Here is a 24,810-nt window from a genome sequence, read left to right as displayed (position 1 = left end):
AGCCAGGTGATGTTGAACATGCTTGAACCGCGCCAGGGCCACGACGCGCCACCTAGGCGCGAAAGCCGCAGGTCCCTCAGAAGGTCGTGAAAATCGGACGCTCGTCGTGCGGGGGCGCTGACACTGTGTTTTACGAAATTTTCCTGAATTCTCCCGTGGACGGCGCAAAAGGTGAGAAATAAGGTTCCCTGGGCTGCAGTACGTGAAGTCCGGAGTAGTTCGTGCTCCGTCACCGGGAAGGTCTTGACAATGGTCTCAATGAAACGTGTGGCGCTTCTTTCTCTCGTTCTGGCGTCCCTGTTCGTCATGAACGGTACCGCTTCGGCCGCTACCTACTACCTGGAGAAGGTGTACAACGCGAACTCCGGCGGCGGGACGCTCGGCGACAAGCACCTGCGCCTCTACGACAACGCTCAGGACGCGAAGAACCACGAAGGGTGGTGCTACGTGCCTGGGGACCGGGCGCATCGCAGCAACAGCTGGTCGTGCACCGTTATCGGGCGCAGCGGGACCTACAACGGCAGCTTCAACGGCGTCATTCTCAAGACCTATTCCAACGGTCAGTACGTGACGACGAACGGCAAGATCAACCGCGCCTACAAGAAGGCTCAGTACAACGGGCAGCGGCCGTACTGCCTTCCGCAGGGCGTTGTGCCGGTAGGCGCCGACGACAATTACCGCTCGTACCTGTGTGCCTACTGGGCTTAGCACTGCAACGGCGCTCAAGTGAGTAGAGGGCCGCTTCGTTCGTAGTGGCCGAGTCTGGCCTGGTCGTACCGGCGTCGTCTGCCCCGGCACGACCAGGCCGGACATGTTCGGTGTTGCGGTGATGTGCATGACCAGTTTGGACAGCAGCCGGCGGAACTCGGGGGACGTCAGGTCGATCATGCCCTGTTCGCCCACACTGATTCCCCTTCAGGACAACGGATCTAGTGTCCACGCGCCGAGCGCGCGAGCGTCGACTGCGCACTTGGTGGTGATCTCGTGGCTGACGGTGCAGAGGATGCTGGCTGTTCCGAGAAATCTCCATGGCGCACCTCATCTGATTCGGTGTCACCCGCGGCCAGATGACGCCGGGTCGATCCGCGGACGATCAGCCGCGTGGGCAGCTTGATGTCCGCGCTGGTGTCGGCGGTGCCCGCGATCATGTTCATGAGCAGGTCAGCAGCCACCGCTCCCTGCTCGCGAGCGGGTTGCGCAATCGTGGTCAGGTCAAGAGCCGGGGCGAGCTCGTGGTCGTCGAATCCGATCAGCGACACGTCCTCCGGCACGCGGACACCTGTACGTCGCAGTGACCGAAGTGCGCCGAAAGCCATCTCATCGGATTCTGTGAAGATCGCAGAAGGCAAGGTCGAGCGTGTCAGCAAGCGGTCCATGCCCTGGATGCCGCCCTCGGCTCCCCACCGATCTACGACGATCACGTCGGTGTCGTGTCCCAGAGCGGCCACTGCGGCTTCGAATCCGGCGCGGCGCGGCGTGACGGTGCCGACGAGAGCGTCGGTGTTGCCCGAGATCATGGCGATGTCAGTGTGGCCTAGAAGGGCCAGGTGCTTCACCGCTGCCGCCGCGCCGGCCTCGTCGTCGATCCCTACCCGAGGCAGGAGCGTTCGTATCCCGTTCACGGCGACGACGGGAACGTCCAGCTTGCGCAGCACGGCCTGCTCTTCACCTGTCAGCACAGCGGCTACCGCGAGAACCCCGTCGACCCGCCGTCGCATCGGCGAGCTGGAGAAGAAGTGGTCGCGCGCTTCTGCGTCGCCGACGTTGTACATCAGCAGGTCATATCCGGCGGCTCGAAGCGCGCTGTCGACGCCTTCGAGCACGGAGGTCAGGAACCAGCGGTAGTCGAAAGACGCCAGCACCCCGATGCTGCTGGTGCGACCCGTCGCCAGGCCGGCGGCCGCGGGAGAGGGCACGTAGGCGAGTTCGTCCACTGCGCGGCGCACTCGTTCATGCGTGGCAGCGGCGACGTTGGTCTCCCCGCGCAGTGATCTGGACACCGTCGACACCGACACGCCGGCGCGGCGCGCGACGTCGACGATGCTCACGGTGCTTCGGGTGCGTCGTCGTTCAACCATGGTGCTCCTGACCGTCCGCATTTCTATGAAAGCGTTCTCATTTTGAGCATGGCACAGGCCACATTTCCCTGACAGAGTGTCGCTCGGATCGACCGCGAACCCGATCTGCGGGAATCATAATCGCAGGTCCGACCCCTCATCGTGGAGGAAAAGTGAAGTTTCGGTTGCTTGCCAGATGTGCCACAGCCGGGCTGGTAGCGCTAGTCACCACTGGCTGTTTGTCGACTCAGGACGGAAGTGGCGGCACCAGCTCGGGCAGTGCCGGAGACCGGAAGGTCGAGATCCTGGGCGCGTTCTCCGGAGCGGAGGAGCAGGCGTTCCTGGCTTCGATCGCCGGGTTCGAGCAGTCATCCGGTATCGACATCACCTACGTGCCGTCGACCAGTCTCGGCGAGCTCATCCGCAGCAGGGTGGCGGGCAACAACCTGCCTGACATCACGATGTTCCCGTCGCCCGGCAACCTGCTGGACATCGCCGAGTTGGGTGGCATGGTGCCCCTGGACGGCATGCTGGACCTGCCTGCGTTGAAGAGCACGTTGGTGCCGGGGCTCATGGAGGCGACCGAGAACGCGGAAGGCAAGACCTTCGGCGTCCCGATCCGCATGGCCGTCAAGAGCGTTGTCTGGACTGCGAAGCCGCAATTCCAGGCGGCTGGCTACACCGTTCCGACGGACGCTGCGGGACTGCGCGCTCTCACGGAGAAGATCAAGTCCACCGGTGTAACGCCTTGGTGCCTCGGCATGGAGTCCGGCCCGGCGACCGGATGGGTCGCGACCGACTGGATCGAGGAGTACGTGCTGCGCATCGGTGGCCCCGAGGTCTACGACCAGTGGGTCACCCACAAGATCCCCTTCAACTCACCGGTGGTGAAGCAGGCCGCCGAGGCGTTCGCCGAGATCGCCTTCCCGAAGGGCAACGTCCTCGGCGGACGCGAAGCGATCACCAGCACTCCGTTCGGCACGGCAGGCAACTCGATGTTCGATTCGAAGCCTGGCTGCTACCTGATGCGTCAGGGCAACTTCATCGCCAGTGGTGACTTCTTCCCGAAGAACATCACCAGCAGCCTCGACACCAGCACCACCACCTTCCAACTCCCGCCGACCGACCCTTCCGGACCCGCCGGCGCGAATCCGGTGCTTCTCGGCGGCGACCTCGCTGCGGCGTTCAAGGGCGATGACCCGGACGTCAAGGCCGTCATGGAGTTCCTGTCCTCCGACAAGTTCGGCGCGGAGTGGGCCAAGATCGGCGGGTGGCTCTCGCCGCACAAGACCTTCGACGCGAGCAATTACCCCGACCAGACGACGCGTGACATCGCGAAGATCGCAGTCAATGCGACTTCGTCCGTGTTCGACGGATCGGACCGCATGCCGGCCGCCGTCGGATCTGGCAGCTTCTGGCGTGGCATGACTGCCTGGGTGAGCGGTCAGAAGGATCTCGACACCGTGCTGAACGAGATCGAAGCCAGCTGGCCCGAGAAGTAGCCAATTCCGGGCAGCGGCTGGCTCTCGTCCTCCGCCGTCCTGTGATCCTGACAGTGGGTTAACCGCGATGATCAAGATTCTCAACGCAGTCCTGGCCATCGCCGGCGGCGTGGCAGGTGCGATGGTCTTCTACTACGTTCTCAACAGGTTGGTGCAGCTTCTGCCCGGCAAATGGGAACAGCGCGTCAAGCCTTGGGTGTTCGCTGGACCTGCCCTGCTGTTCATCGGGCTGTTCCTGATCTACCCCGCGCTGCGGACGATCCTCGTGAGCTTCGCCAACGCGCGCACAACGGCTTACGTCGGCTTCGACAACTACATCGACCTGCTTTCTTCGGGCGAGTTCCGGGCCGCGCTGGGCAACACCCTGTTGTGGATCGTCGTCGTGCCGGCGGTGGTCATCGTGTTCGGTCTGGCCGTCGCGGTGCTGGCGGATCGGCTCGGCTCTCGTGGAGAGAAGACCGTCAAGACGCTGATCTTCATGCCGATGGCGATCAGCATGGTCGGTGCCGGGACCATCTGGGGTTTCATCTACACCTTCCGTCCCGAGGGACGGCCGCAGATCGGCGTGCTCAACGCCATCGTCACAGGACTGGGCGGCAGTCCCGTGTCGTGGCTTCAAATCGACACCGGCAAGCTCAACAGCGTCCTTCTAATGATCATCCTGGTCTGGATCCAGACCGGGTTCGCGATGGTGTTGCTGTCCGCGGCGATCAAGGGTGTTCCAGAGGAAACGATCGAAGCAGCGCGGATCGACGGTGCCACCGAGGTGCAGACTTTCCTCCGCATCGTCGTCCCGCAGATCTGGCCGACCGTCGTCACGGTGTTCGTCACCGTGCTGATCACAGTGCTGAAGATCTTCGACATCGTGTACGTCACGACGGGCGGCAACTTCGGCACCGACATCATCGCCAACGCGTTTTTCAGGGAGCTGTTCACCAATGGGAACAACGGCAGGGCTGGCGCCATCGTGGTGATGTTGATGATCGCGATCGTCCCGGTGATGGTGTACCAGGTGCGCCACTTCCGCATGCAGGAGGCCAGGTCGTGAGCACCGGGGTGAGCACCGCGCCCAGAGCCCGCACCTCGAAGTCCGAACCAGCGGTCGTGCCTGTGGTCCGCAGACTGCGGTTGAGGCCTGGCCGTGCAGGTGCTCTGGTCAAGGTCATCCTCGTCGTGCTCTGCCTGATATGGGTGGCTCCCACGTTCGGCTTGCTAGTCACGTCGTTCAGGTCGAAGGACGCGATCGACTCGTCGGGCTGGTGGACTGCCCTCGCGAACCCCTTGGACTTCACCCAATGGTCGCTCGACAACTACGGCGAGGTGTTGTTCGGACGAGGAATGGGAGAGGCGTTCGTCAACAGCCTGGTCGTCGCGGTCCCCGCCACGGTGATCCCGATCCTCATCGCGGCGTTCGCCGCGTATGCGTTCACGTTCATGCGCTTCGCAGGCAGGGAAACCCTCTTCGTGGTGGTCGTCGCGCTACTGGTCGTGCCCAACCAGGTGGCGCTGGTGCCCGTGCTGCAGCTCTACGGACAACTCGGCATCAACGGCACCTTCCTGGCCGTGTGGCTGGTCCACACCGGTTTCGGGATGCCGCTGGCGATCTTCATCCTGCGCACCTACATGCAGACGTTGCCGAAGTCGATCATCGAGTCCGCCGCTGTGGACGGGGCCAGCCACTTCACCACGTTCTGGCGTCTTGTGGTTCCGATGTCAACGCCTGCGTTGGCGTCCTTCGCGATCTTCCAGTTCCTGTGGGTGTGGAACGACCTGCTCGTCGCGTTGCTGTTCATCGGCTCCGGCCCGAACCAGGTCGTCACCGTCAAACTGGCGAGTCTGGTCAGCTCCATGGGGCAGGGCTGGCAACTGCTCACCGCCGGCGCGTTCATCAGCATCTCCGTTCCGCTACTGATTTTTGTGACGCTGCAACGCTTTTTCGTTCGCGGTCTCGCCGCGGGCGCTGTGAAGGGATGAACACGTGCTCGACTGCAGTAGTTTCGCTGTGGCAGCTCGACCAAGGCTGCATCTGAGCACTGCTCGCGGCTGGATCAACGACCCGCACGGCGTCACGTGGTACGAGGGGCGCTACCACGTGTTCTTCCAGCACGTGCCGGACACCCCCACGTGGGCGACGCACTGCCACTGGGGACACATGAGCGGTTCCGACCTCGTGAACTGGAACGACGACACCGCAATCGCACTGAAACCAGACGACGGCGAAGCCGGTTGCTGGTCGGGCACGCTGGTGCTCGACGACGACCGCCCGACGATCCTCTACACGAGTGTGGGGAGTGTCGATCGCAACGACAGCCGGATCGTCATGGCCCTGGGCGACAACGAGATGCGCAACTGGGAGAAGCTGCCAACCCCTGTACTGGAGGCACCTCCCGGAGTGACCGAATTTCGTGATCCTTCGGTACACCGCGACGGCGCAGGGTGGCGAATGGTGGTCGGCTGCCGTTACCAGGGCGCGGCTACGGCGTTGATGTTCCGCTCACTCGACCTGCGCCAGTGGTCAGAGCCCACCATCCTCTGCCAGCGGAAGTCCGATCCCGCCGACCCGCTGTTCACCGGCGACGGGTGGGAGTGCGTGCAGTTCATCGAGATCGACGGCGTGTGGGTGTTGATCGCGTGCGCTTGGACGAACAAACCGGACGACCGGATGGTGTACGCCGTCGGGGACTTCGACGGCGCTGTGTTCGAACCCCGATCCTGGCATCGCCTCGACCACGGCGGAACGCTCTACGCCACCACCACGTTCCGCGATGCCGACGGTCGGTGGTGTGCCTTGTCGTGGATCCGCGAGCTCGAACCGCCGCGGTCTGGACGAGTCAGGGCGGGAGCCTTGTCCCTGCCGCACCGTCTTTCGGTAGTGGACGACCGATTGGTGATCGCCCCTCATCCCGACGTCGACCGCCTGCTCGGGCCCGACCTGCCGCTCGACGAACCCCTCCCACCTCAGTTCGACCTGCAATTGACGCTGGTGGCACCTGTGCGGATCGGCTGTCTCGAGCTCGAGCACGACGGCGAGAACATCCTGCTCGCGGTCGGATCGGCACCGGTGCGCCGGATACCGGCCCCTGCGGGATCTGTTGTCCGCGTCGTGGTGGACGAGGACATCGCAGAGGTCTTCGCCGGCGGTGAGGTCGCTGTGGTACGCGTACCCGATCAAACCGACCGCATCGTCGGCTTAGGAGCGAATATGCGGCTGCGGACTCTTGATTGCCGCGAAACGACAGAGGTCGCGGAGTTCGGCAAATGATCTGACGTGCGCACATCGTCGCGATTGCGTTCGGGCTGGAGAAGAAGGACTGGTCGGAGATGGCCATCTGAGCTGTGGCGGCGATCGAGGGTGCACGGCGAGAATCCGTAGTACCTTCGCCGTCGGCGTAACCGCGCCTGGTGAGCTGAGTCGTGCACGACCTGACCGCGGCACGTGAACATGGACTGTGTCCCCTCTGTCGTGGTAATTCGGTTTCGACAGGGTTGGCGTCTGCCGGCCTGGCCGAGGATCTCAAGGTCGAGTTCTGCTTGATCACGGGTTATTCTGGAGTTTTTCCGTTTTTTTCTAGTGGATCCGCGAAGTCGGCATCGCTACTGTTTTTTTATTGCCACTGTGAAAATTCTCGACAACAGTTATCGATCACGTGGCATGTCGACTTGTTTCGAAGGCAGCGTCGTCGTTCAGGTCGCCTTGATTGCTCAGCTTGACTTAATTTTGTTTTTCGCAGGGTTCGGTCGATTTATCGTACGGATTGCTGCGCAGTTTTGTTTCTGTGTCAATATCCTTTAGGTGCCGCTCCATGCTGGTGCCTATCTGGGCGCCGGGGGCGTAGTCATTTCATGTAGTCACTGCTTGCTCACGCCCTGACGTGCGTACGAGCAGCCCACCGGCGCGTCCCATCAGGGCAGTAAACCTGCACTCCAGGAGGTTGTAGTGAACAACGATGTTGCTGCACCACTTCACCGCCGCACGACCAGGAACTGGGCCGGGACCGCACGCCGGGCAGCTGTCGTGCTGGTGACCGCCGCAGCGGTCGGCTCCGGGCTCGTCCAAGGCACCACCGCCAACGCGGCGCCACCGCACTCAGTGCCCTACAAGACCGTCGAGTCGATCCAGGCGGTGAGCGGAAAGGGGTGCCGGGTAAGCCACCACTACAAGGTCGACGCGAGTAGCGCCAAAGAGGCGTTCAACATCCACTCCTACGTCGTCCGCTCCAGCAACGGCCAGAACAACGGCACGCCCATGACCGTTCAGTCCAGCTGGAAGCAGGGGCAAACTCAGTTCACCATCACTGCGTACACCGATGTTCGCGGTGTGGCGACCCAGGACTGCATCGCGAGCAAGGTCGCTCCGCATCGCGGCCGCGACCTGAGGCAGATTCCGTCCTGGGCCAGGGGAGTCCTCGCCGGGCTGGCGTCGACCGCCGTCTACATCGCGGTCACGGTCTTCGCCACGGCCGCGGCTGCAGTGGTGACCGGCGGCACCGGATCAGTGGCCGCCGCCGTCATCGGTGGTTGCGTCGGTGGTGCGCTGTCCGCATATGTGGGCAACGCGCTCCTCGGGATCACCAACAAGGGAACGTTGATCGGCAGTTCACTCTTCAACTGCCTGGCCGGCGCCTCCGGGGCCACGGTGTTCGCGCGAGGCATCGCCAGGATGGAAACCTGGATCGTCGAGAGCGCGACGGTGAACGCCTTGCGCCAGCGTGCAGTGGGCTGGGCGGATGCCACGCTGTATGGCGCGACTATGGAGACTCGAGCAGCTATTCGCGCCGCCCGCGCGCGTTTCGGAGTCTGAGTCAGGACTACGTGATGCATTCTGATTAGCGGACTGTAGGATCCCTCCGCGCCAAACGGCGCGGGGGGATCACTCATCTGAAGAGAACTCGTTCAAGGTCGCCCCGACACTTCAGCGCCTACGGGCCGCACAAACGGAAATGATGCGGGGCAGGCGGTTGATCCGGCAGCGGCTCAGCATGGCGTCCACGGTCGCGACAGCCAAGTCCAGCGGTCGGCGCTCTGGACTCATCTGCTTTCACGGAGCCTTTGATCCTGGATCACATGCTTTGGTGCGCAAGGGATGTAGGCCACAACCGGGGATTGTCGGTGTGACAACAGAGGAAGCCATCGGTGGTAGGGGCTGTCGACCAAGATCAGTGCTGTCGCACCGAGGGCTTCGGATGCTGTTCTACCGTGCCGCACTGCCGTCGTCACACCAGACCCTGACCTTCGTGTCGCTTGATCCGTGCTGGGGTTGACGGCGCCGGAGATGACGTTCCGAGCAGCTCGTATTGCGCCGACGTGGAGTCGGACGTGAGGGTTCCGTGCGGGCGTGGACCGTCGTGTTACCGCCCCCAGCGGACTGGTCGTCGCCGCGACTGACATGGGTGTCGCTGGCCGGCAGCGGTTCGGTCGGGCAGCGCCTAGTCAAGGACCACCACGTTGTCGATGAGCACGCAGCAGGTCGGCTGATCTCACACCGGATGCGCGGATTCCTGGAAACCTTCCGATATCCGCGAAAGACCATTCTTGCGCCTCGAGTGCGAGAGATGGCGATGATTAACTTCTCATCAACGACGGAGTGTGTCCTCAAGGCATTGACCTGCGCGTCCTGCCGAAGTCATGGGAGAGCAGGTTCGTTCCCGTGGCAACGCACACCATGGGATGGAGACGGCATGAGCCAGACCGCGAGGTCATCCGCACCGATGCCGGAAGGCGCCTCCACCCGGACGCCAGTAGCGCCGGGCGGCTTGCCACTGCTGGGACACATCGTGCCGCTCGCGCGGAACCCGCTGAAATTCCTGGATTCCCTGCGCGACCACGGTCCGGTCGTCCGCATCCAGATCGGCACCAAATCGGCTTACGTGGTGACCGATGCGGACACCACTCACACGGTGCTGGTCACCGGAGCCAAGACGTTCGCGAAGGGCGGGCGCTTCATCGAGGCCCTGCGCGGATTCGCGGGCGATGGATTGGCCACGATGGACGACGGAAGCCCGCACCGCAGGCAGCGCAAGCTGATCCAGCCCATGTTCACCCGCGCCTACATCGCCGCACGCGGAGATGCGCTGATCAAACTGGTGCACAGCACCGTGGCGACCTGGGCCGAGGGCCGTCCGCGCGATGTGACCCTGGATCTCGAGGACCTGACCCGCTCCGCATTCGTGACCGCCCTTTTCGGCGCCGAACTGTCCCCGGCTACTCGCCAGAAGCTGCATGAACTGCTACCCGACGTCATGGCGGGCGCGATTCGCGCGACGGTGCTGCCCGCAGCGCTGGCGAGGCTCCCACTGCCCGCGCAGCGGCGCAACCAGTCGAGCCTGCGGCGACTGCACCAGGTCATCGGGGACGTCATCGACCAGCACCAGGCGCGCCGCAGCGCTGGCGATGTCGAACAGGACGAGGACAGCGGACTGCTGACCAAGTTCCTGGACGCGCGTGACCCGAACACCGGTGAAGGCATGAGCCGGAAGCAGATCGAGGACGAGGTCAGCACGTTTCTGTCGACCAGCAGCGCCAGCACCACCGCCGTCCTGGCGATCGCGCTGAAGGAACTCGCCGAAAACCCCGCTGCAGCCCGGTTGCTGGAAGCCGAGATCGCCAGGGTCGCCGGCGGACGGCAACTCACCTACTCCGATCTTCCTGACCTGGTGTACGCCCGGCAGGTGATTCAAGAAACCATGCGGATGCACGGACCGGTATGGGTCTTGACGCGTCGAGTGGTCGAGGACACGACGCTCGCAGGCTGCTCCGTACCGAAGGGCGCTGACCTGATCTTCAGCCCTTACGTGGTCCAACGAGATCCAGAGGTGTTCCGCGACCCCGACCGCTTCGACCCCGACCGCTGGTCACCAGAGCGCGCATCAGAAGTACCGCGGAACTCCTTCATCGCATTCGGCACCGGCTCTCGGGGTTGCGTTGCCGAGTCCTACGCCTGGGTGCAGATGATCCTCATCCTCTCGGGCATCGTCGCCCGTTGGCGGTTGGTCCCCGACGAGGGCCAACCGTCGCGCATGGTCACGGGCGTCACCGTGCACTTGGACAAGTTGGTCGTGACCCCTCGTGCACGATAAGACAGCGACCCCGCTCGACTCCTCCGACTCGATCGCCACGCCCCCGCTGTACTGCCCTCTTCCCACGGCTCGCCATCCAGCGGGTGAGCAGATCGCTCGCGGCAGTCTCGACTTCTTGGTCCGCTTCGGCTTGTGCCGCGACGAAGAAGAGCGAGTGGCCATCGCAGCCAACCGCGCAGGCGATTGGTGCTGCCGCATCGCGCCCCATGCCGCGCAAGAACAGTTGCAGCTGATCTCGGACTGGGTCCATCTCGGCTTCCTGGTCGATGACCGGCGTTTCGATGGCGGACCGCTGGTCAGATCGCCGGAGCGACTCATCCCGATGATGATGCACCTGCTGTTCACGTTGGAGCACCCGGAGACCACCCGAAGCGACGACCCGTTCGTCGAAGCATGGCGCGACATCTCCAACCGTGCCAGAGCAAGTGCGGATCCGGTCGCGGTACGGCGCTGGGCTGACGGCAACATGGAGTGGTTCTTCGCGGTGTCGTGCCTGCTCAGCCACCGAGTGGCAGGAACAATGCCGTCCTTGGACGAGTACGCGAACTTGGGGCCGCGGGATCGGGGTATGAGGCTGGTCGGCTCCTTGGTGGAGCTGGCAGAGGGAACGACGCTGCCTGACAGCGTCCGGGAAAGCGGGGAGGTCCGCGCAATCACCCAGGCGGCCTACCTGCTCGTCACGATCGCAAGTGACATCTTCTCCTTCGCCAAGGAAGCCAAGCACGACGTCCTGGAGTCCAATACGGTCGGTGTGATCCGCTACGCGCGAAAATGCTCGAACCACGAGGCGATGGCCAGGACAGTTGCGCTGCACGACCGGATGATGTGCCTGTACTTGGGCTTGAGAAGGAAGATCCAGCTGACGGGCGATACCCGCTTACGACAGCACGTCCGTCAGATGGACCACCTCGTCCGCGGCAACTTGGAGTGGAGCGCGCAAGTCCCTCGCTACAGAAACCGGACCGAGCGCCCTGTTTCAGCAGTGTCGGACGCACCGCGCGACGCTCACCTGACAGCGCCACCGGACATGCCTTCGATCTCTTGGTGGTGGAACCACCTGGGCGATGACGCGGGCACCAGCGCGGCACAGATCGACACCGGGACGTAGGGCGTATCCGGTGCGGACCTGGCGGCTGATGCGGCTCCCGCCACGGGTGCTCGTCCAGCCGTCCAGTCCGGTCTCAGGCTTCGATTCCCCGGACGTTCTCCACGCCGGACGTCATGTCGGTGATCGGGTGCACTTCAGTCCACTGACCGGGACTCAGTGGACTGACGGAGAACGTCGTTCTACCTGAGGCGATCTCGTGTCCTGCGGATGCCCACGGTTCGTCTGCGGCGAGCACGGCCAGCACGGTGAGCTGCGTTGCCGCGGCGGCTGCGTCCATGATCGATGGCAGCGGAACCTCTACCGTCTGTCGTGCCCGTAGAACAGGCACGCTCAGATCGCCGCCGGCGATGGTGACATCCAGTTCTCGCATCGACCAGGTGAAGGCCAAGTGCTCAGTGGAACGATGGTCGTGCCTGTTCTCGATCGTGATCAGTCCGGCGCTGACGTCGATCGAAATACGAACTGGCTCAAAGAACTTCTTGTACTGCAACAGGATGGCGCTGCGTGTTCGGCCGGGCGACAGCGGTCCGGCCGATCCGAGGTGGACCGCTCCCGCCGAGGGTGACCGCATGACGTTCTCATCGCTCCAATCCAGCAGAAAGCCTCCTGCCAGCCGTTCGTAGCGGTCGAAGAGAGCTTGGCACTCGCTCAAGCCGACGACGTCATCACCCGTTTCATGAGCGCACCTCTTGAGGATGAAGGGCAACGCGCGGCGGTGGGCATCGTTGCGGGGATCGGCGGCCGCCTCCTCCACGCGTCGACCTAGGAGTTCAAGCTCGGCGAGTGTTACGTGCCCCTGCGAGTAGATGTCGACGTAGGAGCACTCTTGGTCGCTCTCGTGGTGCACCAGACGCCTGGGGTCTCGAACGTGGGCCCAGGCGGCCATCTCCTCGATGTTGCGGCCCCCACCCGATCCGCCGCCCAATGACCACATGATCACACTCGGGTGGTTCTTGTCACGTTCCACGGTGCGCTGGACGCGGTCCAGGAACGCTTCGCTCCATTTCGGATCGTCTGACAGGCTCTGCGCGCTTCCGAACGCTCCGAGGTCGTGCGCCTCCAAGTCGCACTCGTCGACCACCCACAAGCCATAGGTGTCGCAGAGGTCGAGGAACGTCGCATGGGGAGGGTGGTGGCTCGTGTGAACGGCGTTGATGTTGTGCCGCTTCATCATCAGAACATCCTCGAGCATCGACTCCCGAGACACTGCGCGACCTGTTTCCGGATGCCACTCGGCACGCTTGACACCACGCAGGGACAACGGCTCGCCATTAGCTGTGAGCACACCGTTGACCACAGCTACCACGCGGAACCCCACTCTCAACGGAATCCGTTCCGTGTCGGTGCACAGCGTGCCCTCGTAGATCCGGGGCTGTTCGGCCGACCAGGGCGACACCCGCGGCAAGGTGTGAGTGATGTTCGTGGCCGCGTCGACCAGGTCCAGGTCTGGGATGGTCAGCATCGCCGGCGACGCGGTCTCGACGCACAAGGTTCCGCGTCCGGAGACGTGGTCGTAATCGGCGTGGACGAAGAAGTCGTTGATGCCGCCTGACGGACGCCACAGCAGCACGACATCGCGGAAGATCCCCGACAGGCGCCACGGCCACAGGTGTTCGAGGTAGCTGCCCGCGGACCACTGTCGCACCCGGACGGCGATGATGTTGCGACCCGGCCGCAGCAGGTGGCCGACATAGAACTCGTGGGTGAGCCCACTGCCCTCGGCGCTACCGACGAGCACACCGTTGGCCCACACCGTGAAGCACGAGTCGACGCCGTCGAACCTCAGCACCGCGCCGCCGTTTCCGGCGATCCAGTCGTGGCTCAGGTCGAACCGGCGGCGGTACTGCCCGGTGGGGTTCTTCTCAGGGGTGTGCGGCGGGTCGACGGTGAACGGCAAACCCGATCCGGTGTGGATCAGGCTCCCGTGACCGTGCAACTGCCAGTGGGCAGGAACCGGCAACTCGTCCCAGCTGCTGTCGTCGAAATCATCAGTGTGAAAATCCGCTGTGTCTTCGGCTGTTCCAGAAACCAGACGAAAGCGCCACGGCCCGTTGAGGGACAGGGCGGGTGCGTCAGAGGTGAAAGCTGCTCGCGGTGTGAGCCGGCCCCGGCCGGGATCGCGGTTCTCATGCGACGGGATCACTTCGAGCTCCCAGAGTGGATCGGGCCATCACACACCCTCGCAGCGTTCGGACGAGGTCGGCGTCAGGTACTGACCGCCGTCACCGTTGTGTGTTCACACTGCCAGCAGTGGTTCCGCGAGCACACGTGATCACGAGTACAGCGGCTAGATCCATGAACTGGTTCCGTACATTTCCCACATTGGTGCCGGAGGGTTTGCTCCGAGACCCGAATTCGCCCAGGCTTTATCCGCTATCTCAGGAAGATTTCATAGAAATCATAATTTTCCGGTAAGCGTTTTCCCGTCGTTGGTAGCTTGGTGATCCGCTTCTCACGTGCCATCGCCGCATGGTTCAGGGTGTGCGACGGCTCTCCAGCCTGTTCACTCGCGGAGGGGACCCATCGATGACAGATATCGATCAGGGCAGCCGGAAACCTGCTGACGTCGTCATTATCGGTGCCGGAATCATCGGTCTTGCCAACGCGTTGCAGCTGGCCAAACGCGGACTGACAGTGACTTTGATCGACAACGTGCGCAACCAGCGACGGAGTTTCAAGGTCGGTGAGTCCTTCCTGGTCTTCACCAGTGCCTTCCTGCGCACCATTGGTGAACTGGACGACTTCATCAGCGAAGAATCCTTCATCAAGGAGGGCGTCTGGTTCACCAGTGGCGCCGAACATCGCAAGGACTTCAGCGGATCCACTGAGTGGGCTGTCAACGCGGACCCGCACCCACCGCACTACCTCTTCGATGCGGCGGAGGACAAGAAGTGGTTCCGGTGCATGTTCCTTGACATGCAGATCGTCCGCCCGGAAGCCGAGGACGTCATGCGCGCCGCCGCGCACGCGCACCCGCGGATCACCTTCCTCGACTCGGCTCGGGTCCGTGAGGTGGACCTCGCGGAATCCGACGAACCGCATCAGGTGCACTGGAGCGAGGGCACAGAGCCGGGTGTGACACCGGCTCGGTGGGTGATCGACTGCTCCGGACGCAACCGTCTCCTCGCCCGCCACCTGGACCACACGGCGGAGAAGCGGGAGAACGACGAGGGTTTTCAGACCACCGCTGTGTGGGCTCAGTTCAGCGGCGTGACGGACGACAACTTCGACGAGCGATGGAAGCACCTGCTGGAGAACGGCCGAACCACGAGGCGTGACCTCTACACCGTTCACCTGTGGGGAGATGGTTACTGGATCTGGGTGATCCGCCTGTCCCAGGGCCGAGTGAGCGTCGGAGCCACGTTCGACAAGCGCAAACCTCCACCCGGCGCCAACCCGAGGGAGCAGTTCTGGAACTTGATGAAGCGCCATCCGGTTCTCGACGACGTGGTGAGAGACCACGAGCTTCTCGAGTTCAGGACTTTCCGCAACGCCCAGCACTGGACGGACACCTTCGCGAGCGAACGGCGCTACGCGATGGTGGGCGATGCGGGAAGCATCATCGACGCCTATTACAGCCAGGGAATCGCGCTGGCGCTGGTGACGAGTTGGCACCTGGCGAACGTGGTGCAACGCGATGTCCACCAGGGCTTGCTGGACCGGCCGTACATCGCTCGCATCAACCGCAACACGCGCCAAGACTGGCACATGTTGCGCAACATGGTTCGGGAGAAGTACACCTCGGCGGTCGAGGACCCGCGCTTCTTCCTGTTGTCGCACATCCTCGACATGGCTGTGTTTTGGTGCCTCGGCAGCACTCGGGCGAAGCTCACCCGGTGGCTGGTGGACACCGAGGGCGACACATCTCGAGAAACACCGGGCCTCGCTGCGGTGCGCAAGCGGCTGGAGTCACGTCTGTTCTACTCCCAGTCGATCTATTGGAGACTGCTTCCCCCCGAGCTCGTCCAACGCGCACAACGCCGCCTGCAGGCCGGTATCGCCGAACGGGCGCGGTGGCGCGTGTCCCACGGCGTGCGCACGCCGGCGATCACCAGCGTGCTGACCGTCACCGGGCCGCTCCCGAAGGTGTGGCGACTTCCTTTCGCTTCTGGCCAGACGTCTGTGAACGTGAGCTCGCACGACTTCGTCGAGCCCGCCGAGCTGCGTCCAGCCGGCACAGCGACCTGGTTCGACCGGCTCCCCATCTCTGTCAACACCCGGCTCGAGTGGGTGATCCGGCTGCGTCCTGTCGGCCTTCTTGCGACCTTCGCCGCGGGGTACCTCTGGGACGCCGCCGACACGGCCGTGCGCAGGAGCAGACACCGGCGACGGACACCAGCAGCGTCCGGTTCCGCTCGGGCCGAGGACCAGACCTCCGTGCGAAGGTGGGGCACGCCATGACCGAGCGCCGTCGGGTGGTCTACCTGAACCTGGGAGCGCCACATCTGGAGTACGCCGGCGTTGAGGTAGCCCTGCAACAGCGGGACGTCGACGCCGTACTGGTCCACCTCGACGCGGTCGACGACGTGGACTGGGACGCGGTGAACCTGGTCAGCATGCGAATGTGCCGCGGCTACCCCGCGCGGCCCGACTTCATCGACCGGGTGAACAGGTTGCACGACAGGCTTGTCAGCCGGGCAAATGGCCCCGTGCAGATGGTGAACTCGATCGAACTGGCTCGCGAGGCCATCGACAAGGGCGTGTACCTGCCCAGGTTGGAAAAGACGGGGATCGACCTGGTACCCACCCGGTGGATTCCCCGCGGATCCGACGTGCGGATGACCGACATCATGCAGGACACGGGGTGGAGCGACATCGTCATCAAGCCGACGGTGTCAGCCGGTTCTTGGCGCACGTTCCGGGTGTCCCGATCCGGTGTCAGCACCTCTGAAAGCCACATCGTCATCGGCGACGAGCCGCGTTCGCCCGAGCACCACCTGCGGCAACTGACCGCCACTCACGACGTCTCTGTGCAGTTGTTCCTCCCCGCCATCCTCGATGAAGGTGAACTGTCGTTCGTGTTCCTCGGAGGGGCGTTGAGCCACGTCGTCCGCAAAACCGTCGGCGACGGTGGTGGCTGGTGGGCTCATGAACGGCTCGGTGGAGTGAACCACCGGGTCGAGCCCTCCGCTGTCGACATCGCGTGGGCTTCGGAGGTGTACCAAGCCATCGAGCGCCTGTATGGCCCGGTGACGTTCGGTCGGGTGGACGGCATCCGGGGCCCTGACGGGAAGTTGCGACTGCTGGAGTGTGAACTTGCGATTCCTCGCCTGCTGCTTCCAGAGGGAGAAGCCTTCCAACGCTACGCGGAAGTGATCGTCTCAGTTCTTGACCGAAGTGCTTCGTTCGGCCGGCGTTGACTTGAACTGTGTCGCGCACGTCGGGTCCACTCTTGCCTGGCGCGTTGGTACCCGCTCGAAACCGGGGCCGGGCGCCAATCCACACCATCAGTTCGCAGACTTTCTGCTGCACAGTCCGCGCGCTCACGCGGATTCCTCCGCGAGGTCGTGATCGGTCGCACCGGCGAGTCGGCAGCGCCAGCACTCGGTCGCCTGCGGAGGTGATGCCGCTGTGCGCGTTGACCTGGGCACAGCTGGCCTTGCAGCGCCCGACCAGCCTGTGCGGCGGGCTGAGCCGACGACCTCCGCTGAGGAGCGCACTTTTCAGCTTGGTTGCTGCGCGTTCTCCGGGCGCCTTACTCGTCCGCAAGCACTACTGGACGAGTAAGTACTAAGCCCGAGCTGTGTCTGAAGACGGACCGAGGGTGTTCAAGATCCGTTTGTGACGAGAGAGCTGAACACCCTTTCACCGCCCCCACGTCAACATCGATGACCACCCGGGCAGCCCGTCCGGACCGGACCCACCCACCACGGCTGGCCGACGCCGAGCTGCTCACCCTCGCCGTCACCCGAGCCTTGCACGCCATCCGCTCTGAGGCCTGCCGGCTGCGTACCGAGGTCCCGTCGCTCAAGCAGGTAATCCGACTGCTCGCTGTCGGCACCGACCGCGGTTCTGCGTCTGGCCCGTGCGCCGACCTTGGAGTGCCGCGCCGGCAGGCCCGTAAGGTATGCCGCGCCTGCGAGCCTCGTGATCGTGACCACCAGCACCTCGGCTACCAGCAACAGCCAGTCCTGCACGGATCCGCCGGCTGCGGCGATGGCCGTGCTCGATCCGATGCTGGCGAAAAGAGGGAAGCAGCATCACCTGAGCAAAACCATGGAAACGCTCTCACGACTAGAAATCACCTGCTGGTGACCGAGCTGCCGTGAGAGCGCGACCGTTCTCTGAGAGGATCTTTCAGGCTCAACGCGATCAATGATCGAGTTGAGCCTTTTCTCTGGCGAGAGTGTGCTTGAAGGAATTCGTCAGCTAGTAGTCGTGCTCATCCCGCGCTGGATGGTGGTCAGTCGAATCAGTTTTCGCGCGAGACCTTCATCTAACCCGACCTTGTCGGTCCGGCGAAAGTCAGTTGTCGTCATTGGCGATGAATGTCCACCGTGCAAGGCCGACTCTTGGACAGAGTGACGAAAACGTACCTCGCGTCAGTGGGGATGTTGAAGTTGCAAAAGCTCGTGTTGATCGGGAATGAAAGGCAGTCGCTGTACCGAGAACCGTACACGGCGGTGGGGCCGGTTTGAACGCGAGTCATGATCGTGCTCGATCGTCCCGGGTCGGAACCGTGCTGAGGGTTCGTCACGCAGTCAAAACCGCCGCCGTTTTCCAGCCCGTAGGCCTTGGAGACACGGACGCTATTCGTGTCGTACTTGTTCTCCGTCACATACATCGTGAGTTCGCAGCGCTTCAACTTGCTAGGCCACTCGATGTAGCAGGTAGCGGCATCTGCGGCGGGCGCGGCAATGAACCCGGCACCCATGAATCCTCCTAGGGAAACCGCGATCGCCAGCGCAGATTGGAAAATTTTCCGCATGAATCCTCCGAATTTTCTCGCAATTTTCATAGTTAGGCGCCTTAGGCTAACGCAAGGTGGCCTGCCTGAAGTCAGCTCTTCATTATGTTTACGGATTCTTTCCGGAAATCTCGGTGGTACGAGCGGTTCCCATTGACACGGGTCTCTGCTGATGTTAGATACTGAGCTCGGGTCGAGTTTTTATCGAGACAACTCAATCAGGAGCATCGCTGATCAAACTGATTCCTGCGCTGTGGATGGTTGAATCAACGTGAAAGTTGCAATCAAATGACTGATAGATCGCTCTCTTTGAAGATGTTGTCGGTTCGCGTGCTTGCCGTTGGCTTGTCGCTCGGCGCATTGTTGTTCAATCCTGCGCCGCAGGCGGTTGCTGCAGTTGAGGACCGACACCACGTTGTGGTTGGTACAGATTCTCATATCGTCGATCACAGTGTTGAGATCTGGAATTACAATACCGGTAAGCGCGTCTGGAGGTCCGACGGTAAGCAGCTGAGCGTTTTTCGTCAAATCTTCACTTATAACTATACTTACTTACCGCGGAGGAAATGAGTACCTGAGGATTCAGGTGCACGCCAAGGCGGGTGCAAAAAATGACTACAATTATCTCGACATCAGGTGTGACTACTACATTAAAGCTGGTTGGACCAATACTCTCAACAGAGGTTCATGTAAGTGAACTCTGCTTGGAGGCATCCTGGTGGAGATCATTGTGAGGAGCTGAGCTGGCTCGATAGTGAATTTATGAGGTTGGGCCAGCCTGAGAGCGGATAGTCGACAGAAAATGTCGCTGTAGCGTGTAGTTAGTATAGTTTTTTTATTCGGTTTCTCGCCTGTCGCATGTGGTCTCCACGACTACGCGAACTCGGGCTGGCAAGACTCCCAGCTAAGCGGCAGGCCAGACTTTTCCAACGCCTAATCGTGCTCAATTGCGTAAAGGGCTGCTGATGCCTCCGTGCCATCAGCAGCCCTTCACGGCCTGCAGATCAGGCCGGTTTCACACCCAGTACGCGCAGTAGTATGCCGGTCGCACGCCACCCGGGTTTTCGTAGTAGCTTGGGTAGCAGTAGGGGAGATAACCCGCAGATGGCTGCTTCAGCTCTGCTCGGTGCCACTTACCGCCGAACTGCATCCATTCGCCGGATCTCGGGGCCATGATCAAGGGGTCTGGTGCGTTCTTGGTCTTCTTGACGGTGCAGGACCACGACGTCTTGCGGTGAGCAGAATTGCCAGGGACGTAGCACCAACCGTTGTGCTGCTTGGCGTCCTCCTCATTGACGTACGCCCGAATCACCCTGTCCTTCAGTACGTCGTCATAGACCCCGTACTGGTAATAGGTGGCCGCTGAGGCCGCTGGTTGTACACTGGAAAACAATGACAGGGTGGCAAACAGCGCAACAAGAATTTTCTTGATCATTCCGCCTCTTCTTCGTTGTCTGTCCAAGTGCTTGTGACGACGGCAATATCTGACCTCGGTGCAATTTCTGCGGTGATGACAGATGATGCCCAGTCGGATAGTAGTAGTACGCGGGCGGTTAAAGTAATTTAGGATCAGGCTTTAGTGAGATTTGAGACTCTAATCCGCCATCAATTTTCGGAGAAGTAAATTGCAACGCCACCGTGAACTGTCTGAACAACGTTGACCGTTACGCGGTTTGAGATCGTTCGCGGAACGACATAGTGGTTGTAGTGAATCAAAGTCCCTCGAACATCAAACACCTCCACCAGTGCGTTGTCTCCCGTGTTCGTCATACCGATATTGGCTCGCGTGCTAGCGGCATTCACCCTTGCTGGGGCTTGATTCTGAATTCCAACGTAAAGTGCGCTCGGGGTGCTATTCCGCGCGTTGACGGTGAGGCGCATGACCGGGCACACCTGTGGGCTGGAAGGAATGCAACCCTGCGCACGCGCGGTCTCTGGAGCCGTTAGGTTCACTGAAACAGGAACAAGCAGGGCGATTGCAAAAAATACGGAAAAGCGAGCCAAGCTTTTGCTGCACTTGATAACTTGTGGCAACATGACAATGACCTCTCGTCTAGGCGGCACAGCCGCGCCAAGGCTTCTCGCAGCGTAGAACTCCACTCGCCTGAAGTCACCAACTTTCCTCGTACTTCGGAGGGATCGCACGCAATTCCTGCAATGCGGGTTCAAGACGTTCAGTGTCGCAACAAATCCCGCCGTTCTGGGGCAATGCCGATATTGATAGCGCGAGTGCGCCGCTTCGGTATGACGAGAGAGTCTCATCGGTTTGGTGTACCGCCAACTTTGACTGAGTGAACATGCTGTCCGGAGTCCAAAGCATCAGTGAAAGAGAATCGGCCTCCATTCCGAAATATTCGGAATACGGCAGTAAAGTGGCGAACAAGATCGGCGAGGAGGCGCAGCCGATAACCGGTTGTGATGAAATATGAAGGTGGTCACCTCAGCGGCAGCAGCTCGGGTCCTCGTGGTCGACAACGAGGAGAACATCCTGTCTTTGTTGACGACGCCGCTGCGGTTCTTGGAACAACCGGGTGAACCGAGCCGGTACCCAACCGGGAGACCGCTGACCACCATTGCCGACATCACAAGTACACGTCGTGCGCTCGGCCCGAGGTTGCGACAAGTCGTCGCCGCAGCTGCCGTGGCAGCCACCGCCTCTGTCGCGACCAACGCGCTACTCGCGCTGATCGGCGTCACCGTGTTCCCCGTGCCTGCTGACTACCAAGCCTTCCGGCCACAGGCATACGCCTTCCGCACCGTGATTGGAGTCATCGCTGCGGCGTTCATCTGGATGATCGTTGCTCGCAAGCCGGGCAACCCGGCGGTTCTGCTGCGCCGGCTGTCCGTGGTCGTCGTGGGCGTCTCACTGCGGCCCGACATCGCAATGCTTGTCACAAGGGACTCGGTGATTGGCGCGCTAACACTCATGATCATGCTCGTCGTGGTCGGCGTGATCACGCACCACGCCCTGCTCCGGAACGCCCGTCCCACGCGTCCCAGTTCTGAGCCTGCGTCACCTCGGCCAGTTCAGCATCTGATCGGAGTGGTGCCATGCAATCGAGTTCACCAACCGAGATCGCCGCGGTCGCGCTGGCCGGTACCTCCACCAGCGACGATCCTGTCGTGCGCTTCCTGGTAGCGATCGCGGTCGTCATCATCGTGTGCCACGCCCTGGCATGGGTTTTCGGCAAGCTCGGACAACCACCCGTGGTCGGGGAGATCCTCGGTGGCCTGCTGCTGGGGCCGACCGGCCTGACGTTGTTGTGGCCGGCCGGCTCGGCGTGGCTGCTCACGCCCTCGGTGATGGCGACGTTGTCCGCAGTGGCCCAATTGGGTTTGGTGACCTTCATGTTCCTGCTGGGGAGCGAACTGCAGGTGGTGAAGGGGGCCACCGGAACCCGCGTGCTCGCTGCAGTGGTCGCCGGCAGCCTGGTATTGCCTTTCGCCGGCGGCGTCGTGTTGGCCGTCATGGGCAGGTCGGTGATCGCGGGACCCGCGGCGCACCCGGTCACTTACACCCTGGTGTTCGGCTTGGCGATGTCGATCACGGCTCTGCCCGTGCTGGCAAGGATCCTGGTGGATGAGGGAATGCAGGAGGGGCGGGTCGGCCAAGTCGCACTCGCCTGTGCGGCCATCGGGGACGGCGCGGCCTGGATGGCGCTCACCGTCATCCTGACCTTGTCCGGGCTGGTTGGGTCAGGTGGGCTCGGACTGACCATCGGCATGGTCGCGGCGTTGACGCTGACCACGTTCCTCCTGGTCCGTCCAGCGCTGGCCCGACTGGTCGAGCGGGCCCCGGCCGGGGCGATGCTCGGGCCGGTTCTGGTGGCAGGCGCGCTGGCGTACGCCGCCACAACCCAGTTGATCGGCTTGCACGCCGCCGTAGGCGCGTTCCTCTTCGGCACTGCACTTCCCCGCGGTGCGGAGGTGGTGATGACGGTGCGCAAGCAGTTGCACGGATTCACGCAAGTGGTGCTGCTGCCCCTGTTCTTCGCCGGCGTCGGGTTGAGCACGGCCATCTCCGCAGTCGGCGGATCTTTGCGGAACTGGCTGTTGCTGGTGGCCGTGGTGCTGGTGGCCACGATCACGAAGTTCGTCGGCGCCGGGGGCGCGGCGTACCTGGCGGGCATGTCGGCGCGACACTCCCTCCAGCTCGGCGCGCTCATGAACTGTCGAGGTGTCACGGAACTGGTCATCGCCACCATCTGCCTGCAGTACGAGATCGTCAACTCTTCGGGCTTCACGATCCTGGTCTTGATGGCCTTGACCACCACGGCACTCACCGGCCCCCTGGTGAGGTCGTGCCGGACCGGGCGAATGGGACTGGTCGTACACAGGCGAATGGCTCCGAAAACCAAGCCGTAGTAGCCGGGTCTGGACCGTTGTCGAGAGCGCGACTTCACTCGATGGTGTGGCCCCTCCGTGCTTGGAGTCCGTGTGCGGAACCTCGTAAGGTCACGTCTTCCCACTGCTCTTCGACGCGCGATGCGGGTCACCTCTCGGTAGCCCTCATCGGTGTGGCGTGCGCCCTGTCGATCCTGCTGGGCGGCGGCCCCGAAATGAAGTCGGGCAGGCCGAGACTGAGGAGTCCTGTGCTGGAACGAGATCAGCCGCGATCGGTTGTCTCCCTCGAAACCGAAGATCCCGTTGTGACGGCAAGCGCTGACGAACTGCTGCTGTGGGTGGCACGCGGTGATGAGGCCGCGTTCGGGCAGTTGTACGACGCGGTGTCGGGTGCGGTGTTCGGGCTGGTGCGGCGGGTGCTGCGGGACCATGCGCAGTCGGAAGAGGTGTTCCAGGAGGTGATGCTCGAGGTGTGGCGGACCGCGAGCCGGTTCGACCCCGAGCGGGGCAAGGCGATGACCTGGATCCTGACGATGACGCATCGGCGCGCGGTGGACCGGGTGCGGTCTGCGCAAGCGGCGGCCGACCGGGACGAGCGGGTCGCGGTGCTGGGCGCCACGACACCGTTCGATGAAGTGGTCGAACAGGTCACCGAACGTCTCGAGCAGCGCAAGGTCCGGCGGTGCCTGGGCTTCCTGACCGAGCTGCAGCGCGAGTCCGTGCAGTTGGCCTACTACCAGGGTTACAGCTATCCGGAAGTGGCGAGGCTGCTCGATGTTCCCCTGGGCACGGTGAAGACCCGGATGCGTGATGGTCTGATCAGGTTGCGCGACTGCGTGGGGGTGACGGCGTGAGCGCGACTGTGGATCCGCACACGCTTGTGGGCGTCTACGCGGTGAACGCGCTGAGCGACACCGAACGCGCCGAGTTCGAGGCGCATCTGCACGGTTGCCCGTCATGCGCCGAGGAGGTCGCCGAACTGCAGGCCACCGCGGCCGTGCTGGGGACGGTGGCCGAGATCGCACCGCCCGCGCATCTGCGCACGCGGGTGCTGACCGATGCCACTGCCCTACGTCAGCTGCCTCCGCAGGCGTCTGTCCACGTGGAGCCGATGGCCGCGTTGCCGACGCGCAACCGATGGTTGGTCCGTGCCAGCGTGCTCGCGGCGGCGGCCAGTGTGCTGGTGGCCGTGGTCGTCGGTGTCCAGGGCGTGCAAGACCGTCGTGAGCTCGACACCCTGAGGCAGTCCGCGGCCGGCTACAGCCAGGTGCCGGACCTGCTGAGTGCTCCTGACGCGAAGGTTCTGAGCGAGCCGGGTGCCGGTGGTGGCAAGGCCACGGTGGTGATCTCGCCCAGCCGCAGCAAGGCGGTTTTCCTCGCGAGCGGGTTGCCGAGCCTGTCCGCGGACCGCGACTACCAGTTGTGGGTGGTGGGAACCGGTGACCCGCGTCCGGCAGGGTTGCTGCGGGGCGAACCCGTGGTCGTCGGCGGGCTTGCCGACGCGCGGGCGTTCGCGTTGACCGTCGAACCGAGTGGCGGCTCCCCGGCTCCCACGACGGAGCCCGTTCTCGCGATCGCGGTGGCCTGACCCGCGGAGGCCGCCGCTCGGCACCGGGGGCAGCGCGGCTGGAGGATGCCTGCGTGATGCGGTCGGTGTCGCAGAAGTGATGAGACTTAAGGGAAGCGGGCGGTGTCGATCGTCGACTGTGGACCGAGGAGCGCCTGGTTCGGCTTCGTGCTGGTCATGAGCGTTCTGCGGGAAGTTTGGTAACGGATCGGTAACCGCACCCATCCGTTCTTGAGGGGGTGGCGAATC

At 63.0% G+C, this 24,810-nt stretch carries 22 protein-coding genes; 17 read left to right on the top strand and 5 right to left on the bottom strand.

From position 1 onward, the window contains the following. The first annotated feature begins 258 nt into the window (after positions 1-258). A complete protein-coding gene (locus DFR72_RS38730) occupies positions 259-708 on the top strand; it encodes a hypothetical protein (RefSeq protein WP_114773929.1) in 450 nt (149 codons plus the stop codon). Positions 709-929: 221 nt separating this feature from the next. On the opposite strand, the gene DFR72_RS38725 is transcribed toward DFR72_RS38730, so the two are convergent. Then, complete coding sequence (locus tag DFR72_RS38725; protein WP_281273463.1) at positions 930-2,078, bottom strand: LacI family DNA-binding transcriptional regulator; 1,149 nt, start codon at positions 2,076-2,078, stop codon at positions 930-932. Between the two features lie 410 nt (positions 2,079-2,488). Here DFR72_RS38725 and DFR72_RS38720 point away from each other — a divergent pair, with 410 nt between their 5' ends. The 7 genes from DFR72_RS38720 (at position 2,489) to DFR72_RS38690 (ending at position 11,743) form a co-directional block, all read left to right on the top strand. Continuing rightward, positions 2,489-3,559, top strand: coding sequence for an ABC transporter substrate-binding protein (locus DFR72_RS38720; protein WP_211335683.1), 1,071 nt, complete (start codon positions 2,489-2,491; stop codon positions 3,557-3,559). A gap of 67 nt (positions 3,560-3,626) precedes the next feature. Then, complete coding sequence (locus DFR72_RS38715; RefSeq protein ID WP_090071606.1) at positions 3,627-4,607, top strand: carbohydrate ABC transporter permease; 981 nt, start codon at positions 3,627-3,629, stop codon at positions 4,605-4,607. Continuing rightward, positions 4,604-5,533, top strand: coding sequence for a carbohydrate ABC transporter permease (locus DFR72_RS38710; protein WP_211335682.1), 930 nt, complete (start codon positions 4,604-4,606; stop codon positions 5,531-5,533). The genes DFR72_RS38715 and DFR72_RS38710 overlap by 4 nt, the downstream gene beginning before the upstream one ends. 4 nt (positions 5,534-5,537) lie before the next feature. After that, positions 5,538-6,821, top strand: a complete 1,284-nt coding sequence (locus DFR72_RS38705; RefSeq protein WP_090071608.1) for a glycoside hydrolase family 32 protein — start codon at positions 5,538-5,540, stop codon at positions 6,819-6,821. A 753-nt stretch (positions 6,822-7,574) separates the two neighbouring features. Continuing rightward, on the top strand, positions 7,575-8,360 hold the full coding sequence (locus DFR72_RS38700) for a hypothetical protein (protein WP_090071610.1): 786 nt from the start codon (positions 7,575-7,577) through the stop codon (positions 8,358-8,360). Positions 8,361-9,237: 877 nt separating this feature from the next. Further along, entirely contained in the window at positions 9,238-10,635 is a 1,398-nt protein-coding gene (locus DFR72_RS38695; protein ID WP_170176594.1) for a cytochrome P450, read from the top strand. A 154-nt stretch (positions 10,636-10,789) separates the two neighbouring features. Next, the gene (locus DFR72_RS38690; protein ID WP_143086956.1) at positions 10,790-11,743 is read left to right on the top strand and encodes a terpene synthase family protein; all 954 of its coding nucleotides are present in this window, start codon (positions 10,790-10,792) and stop codon (positions 11,741-11,743) included. Between the two features lie 73 nt (positions 11,744-11,816). On the opposite strand, the gene DFR72_RS38685 is transcribed toward DFR72_RS38690, so the two are convergent. After that, complete coding sequence (locus tag DFR72_RS38685; protein WP_090071616.1) at positions 11,817-13,886, bottom strand: glycoside hydrolase family 2 TIM barrel-domain containing protein; 2,070 nt, start codon at positions 13,884-13,886, stop codon at positions 11,817-11,819. 326 nt (positions 13,887-14,212) lie between these two features. On the opposite strand from DFR72_RS38685, the gene DFR72_RS38680 reads away from it, so the two are divergent. The 3 genes from DFR72_RS38680 to DFR72_RS46025 all read left to right on the top strand — a co-directional run bounded on the left by DFR72_RS38680 (position 14,213) and on the right by DFR72_RS46025 (position 17,998). Further along, positions 14,213-16,144, top strand: coding sequence for an NAD(P)/FAD-dependent oxidoreductase (locus tag DFR72_RS38680; RefSeq protein WP_211335681.1), 1,932 nt, complete (start codon positions 14,213-14,215; stop codon positions 16,142-16,144). Continuing rightward, entirely contained in the window at positions 16,141-17,103 is a 963-nt protein-coding gene (locus DFR72_RS38675; RefSeq protein ID WP_090071869.1) for an ATP-grasp domain-containing protein, read from the top strand. Before DFR72_RS38680 ends, DFR72_RS38675 begins: the two co-directional genes overlap by 4 nt. Before the next feature lie 733 nt (positions 17,104-17,836). After that, complete coding sequence (locus tag DFR72_RS46025) at positions 17,837-17,998, top strand: hypothetical protein (RefSeq protein ID WP_170176593.1); 162 nt, start codon at positions 17,837-17,839, stop codon at positions 17,996-17,998. Between the two features lie 220 nt (positions 17,999-18,218). Here the strand turns inward: DFR72_RS46025 and DFR72_RS38665 are convergent, their stop codons facing one another. Beyond that, the gene (locus tag DFR72_RS38665) at positions 18,219-18,671 is read right to left on the bottom strand and encodes a hypothetical protein (RefSeq protein WP_090071622.1); all 453 of its coding nucleotides are present in this window, start codon (positions 18,669-18,671) and stop codon (positions 18,219-18,221) included. A gap of 267 nt (positions 18,672-18,938) precedes the next feature. On the opposite strand from DFR72_RS38665, the gene DFR72_RS46550 reads away from it, so the two are divergent. Beyond that, entirely contained in the window at positions 18,939-19,220 is a 282-nt protein-coding gene (locus DFR72_RS46550; protein WP_143086957.1) for a hypothetical protein, read from the top strand. A gap of 445 nt (positions 19,221-19,665) precedes the next feature. Here the strand turns inward: DFR72_RS46550 and DFR72_RS38660 are convergent, their stop codons facing one another. Then, positions 19,666-20,085 (bottom strand): hypothetical protein, encoded by a 420-nt coding sequence (locus DFR72_RS38660; RefSeq protein ID WP_090071623.1) that lies wholly within the window; start codon positions 20,083-20,085, stop codon positions 19,666-19,668. A gap of 170 nt (positions 20,086-20,255) precedes the next feature. After that, complete coding sequence (locus DFR72_RS45170) at positions 20,256-20,687, bottom strand: hypothetical protein (RefSeq protein WP_143086958.1); 432 nt, start codon at positions 20,685-20,687, stop codon at positions 20,256-20,258. Between the two features lie 254 nt (positions 20,688-20,941). Here DFR72_RS45170 and DFR72_RS46020 point away from each other — a divergent pair, with 254 nt between their 5' ends. From DFR72_RS46020 to DFR72_RS38640, 5 genes are all read left to right on the top strand, one after another. Next, complete coding sequence (locus DFR72_RS46020; RefSeq protein WP_170176592.1) at positions 20,942-21,079, top strand: hypothetical protein; 138 nt, start codon at positions 20,942-20,944, stop codon at positions 21,077-21,079. After that, positions 21,076-21,789 carry a hypothetical protein gene (locus DFR72_RS45165; RefSeq protein ID WP_143086959.1) on the top strand — a complete coding sequence of 238 codons (714 nt, stop codon included), beginning with the start codon at positions 21,076-21,078 and terminating at the stop codon, positions 21,787-21,789. The genes DFR72_RS46020 and DFR72_RS45165 overlap by 4 nt, the downstream gene beginning before the upstream one ends. Further along, complete coding sequence (locus DFR72_RS38650) at positions 21,774-23,015, top strand: cation:proton antiporter domain-containing protein (protein ID WP_211335680.1); 1,242 nt, start codon at positions 21,774-21,776, stop codon at positions 23,013-23,015. Before DFR72_RS45165 ends, DFR72_RS38650 begins: the two co-directional genes overlap by 16 nt. Before the next feature lie 227 nt (positions 23,016-23,242). Then, positions 23,243-23,848, top strand: coding sequence for a sigma-70 family RNA polymerase sigma factor (locus DFR72_RS38645; protein ID WP_425459937.1), 606 nt, complete (start codon positions 23,243-23,245; stop codon positions 23,846-23,848). Continuing rightward, a complete protein-coding gene (locus DFR72_RS38640) occupies positions 23,845-24,582 on the top strand; it encodes an anti-sigma factor (protein WP_090071873.1) in 738 nt (245 codons plus the stop codon). Before DFR72_RS38645 ends, DFR72_RS38640 begins: the two co-directional genes overlap by 4 nt. Positions 24,583-24,810: the final 228 nt, after the last annotated feature.

It is taken from the genome of Lentzea flaviverrucosa, from assembly GCF_003350445.1.
GTDB classification, from domain to species: Bacteria; Actinomycetota; Actinomycetes; order Mycobacteriales; family Pseudonocardiaceae; genus Lentzea; species Lentzea californiensis.
This window is presented reverse-complemented; position numbering and strand designations above follow the sequence as displayed.

Coding starts and splice junctions, on each gene's coding strand:
- DFR72_RS38730 (WP_114773929.1), top strand. CDS start 259: ATGAAACGTGTGGCGCTTCTTTCTCTCGTTCTGGCGTCCCTGTTCGTC.
- DFR72_RS38725 (WP_281273463.1), bottom strand. CDS start 2,078: ATGGTTGAACGACGACGCACCCGAAGCACCGTGAGCATCGTCGACGTC.
- DFR72_RS38715 (WP_090071606.1), top strand. CDS start 3,627: ATGATCAAGATTCTCAACGCAGTCCTGGCCATCGCCGGCGGCGTGGCA.
- DFR72_RS38695 (WP_170176594.1), top strand. CDS start 9,238: ATGAGCCAGACCGCGAGGTCATCCGCACCGATGCCGGAAGGCGCCTCC.
- DFR72_RS38680 (WP_211335681.1), top strand. CDS start 14,213: ATGGTTCAGGGTGTGCGACGGCTCTCCAGCCTGTTCACTCGCGGAGGG.
- DFR72_RS38675 (WP_090071869.1), top strand. CDS start 16,141: ATGACCGAGCGCCGTCGGGTGGTCTACCTGAACCTGGGAGCGCCACAT.
- DFR72_RS38665 (WP_090071622.1), bottom strand. CDS start 18,671: ATGCGGAAAATTTTCCAATCTGCGCTGGCGATCGCGGTTTCCCTAGGA.
- DFR72_RS46550 (WP_143086957.1), top strand. CDS start 18,939: ATGACTGATAGATCGCTCTCTTTGAAGATGTTGTCGGTTCGCGTGCTT.
- DFR72_RS38660 (WP_090071623.1), bottom strand. CDS start 20,085: ATGATCAAGAAAATTCTTGTTGCGCTGTTTGCCACCCTGTCATTGTTT.
- DFR72_RS45170 (WP_143086958.1), bottom strand. CDS start 20,687: ATGTTGCCACAAGTTATCAAGTGCAGCAAAAGCTTGGCTCGCTTTTCC.
- DFR72_RS45165 (WP_143086959.1), top strand. CDS start 21,076: ATGAAGGTGGTCACCTCAGCGGCAGCAGCTCGGGTCCTCGTGGTCGAC.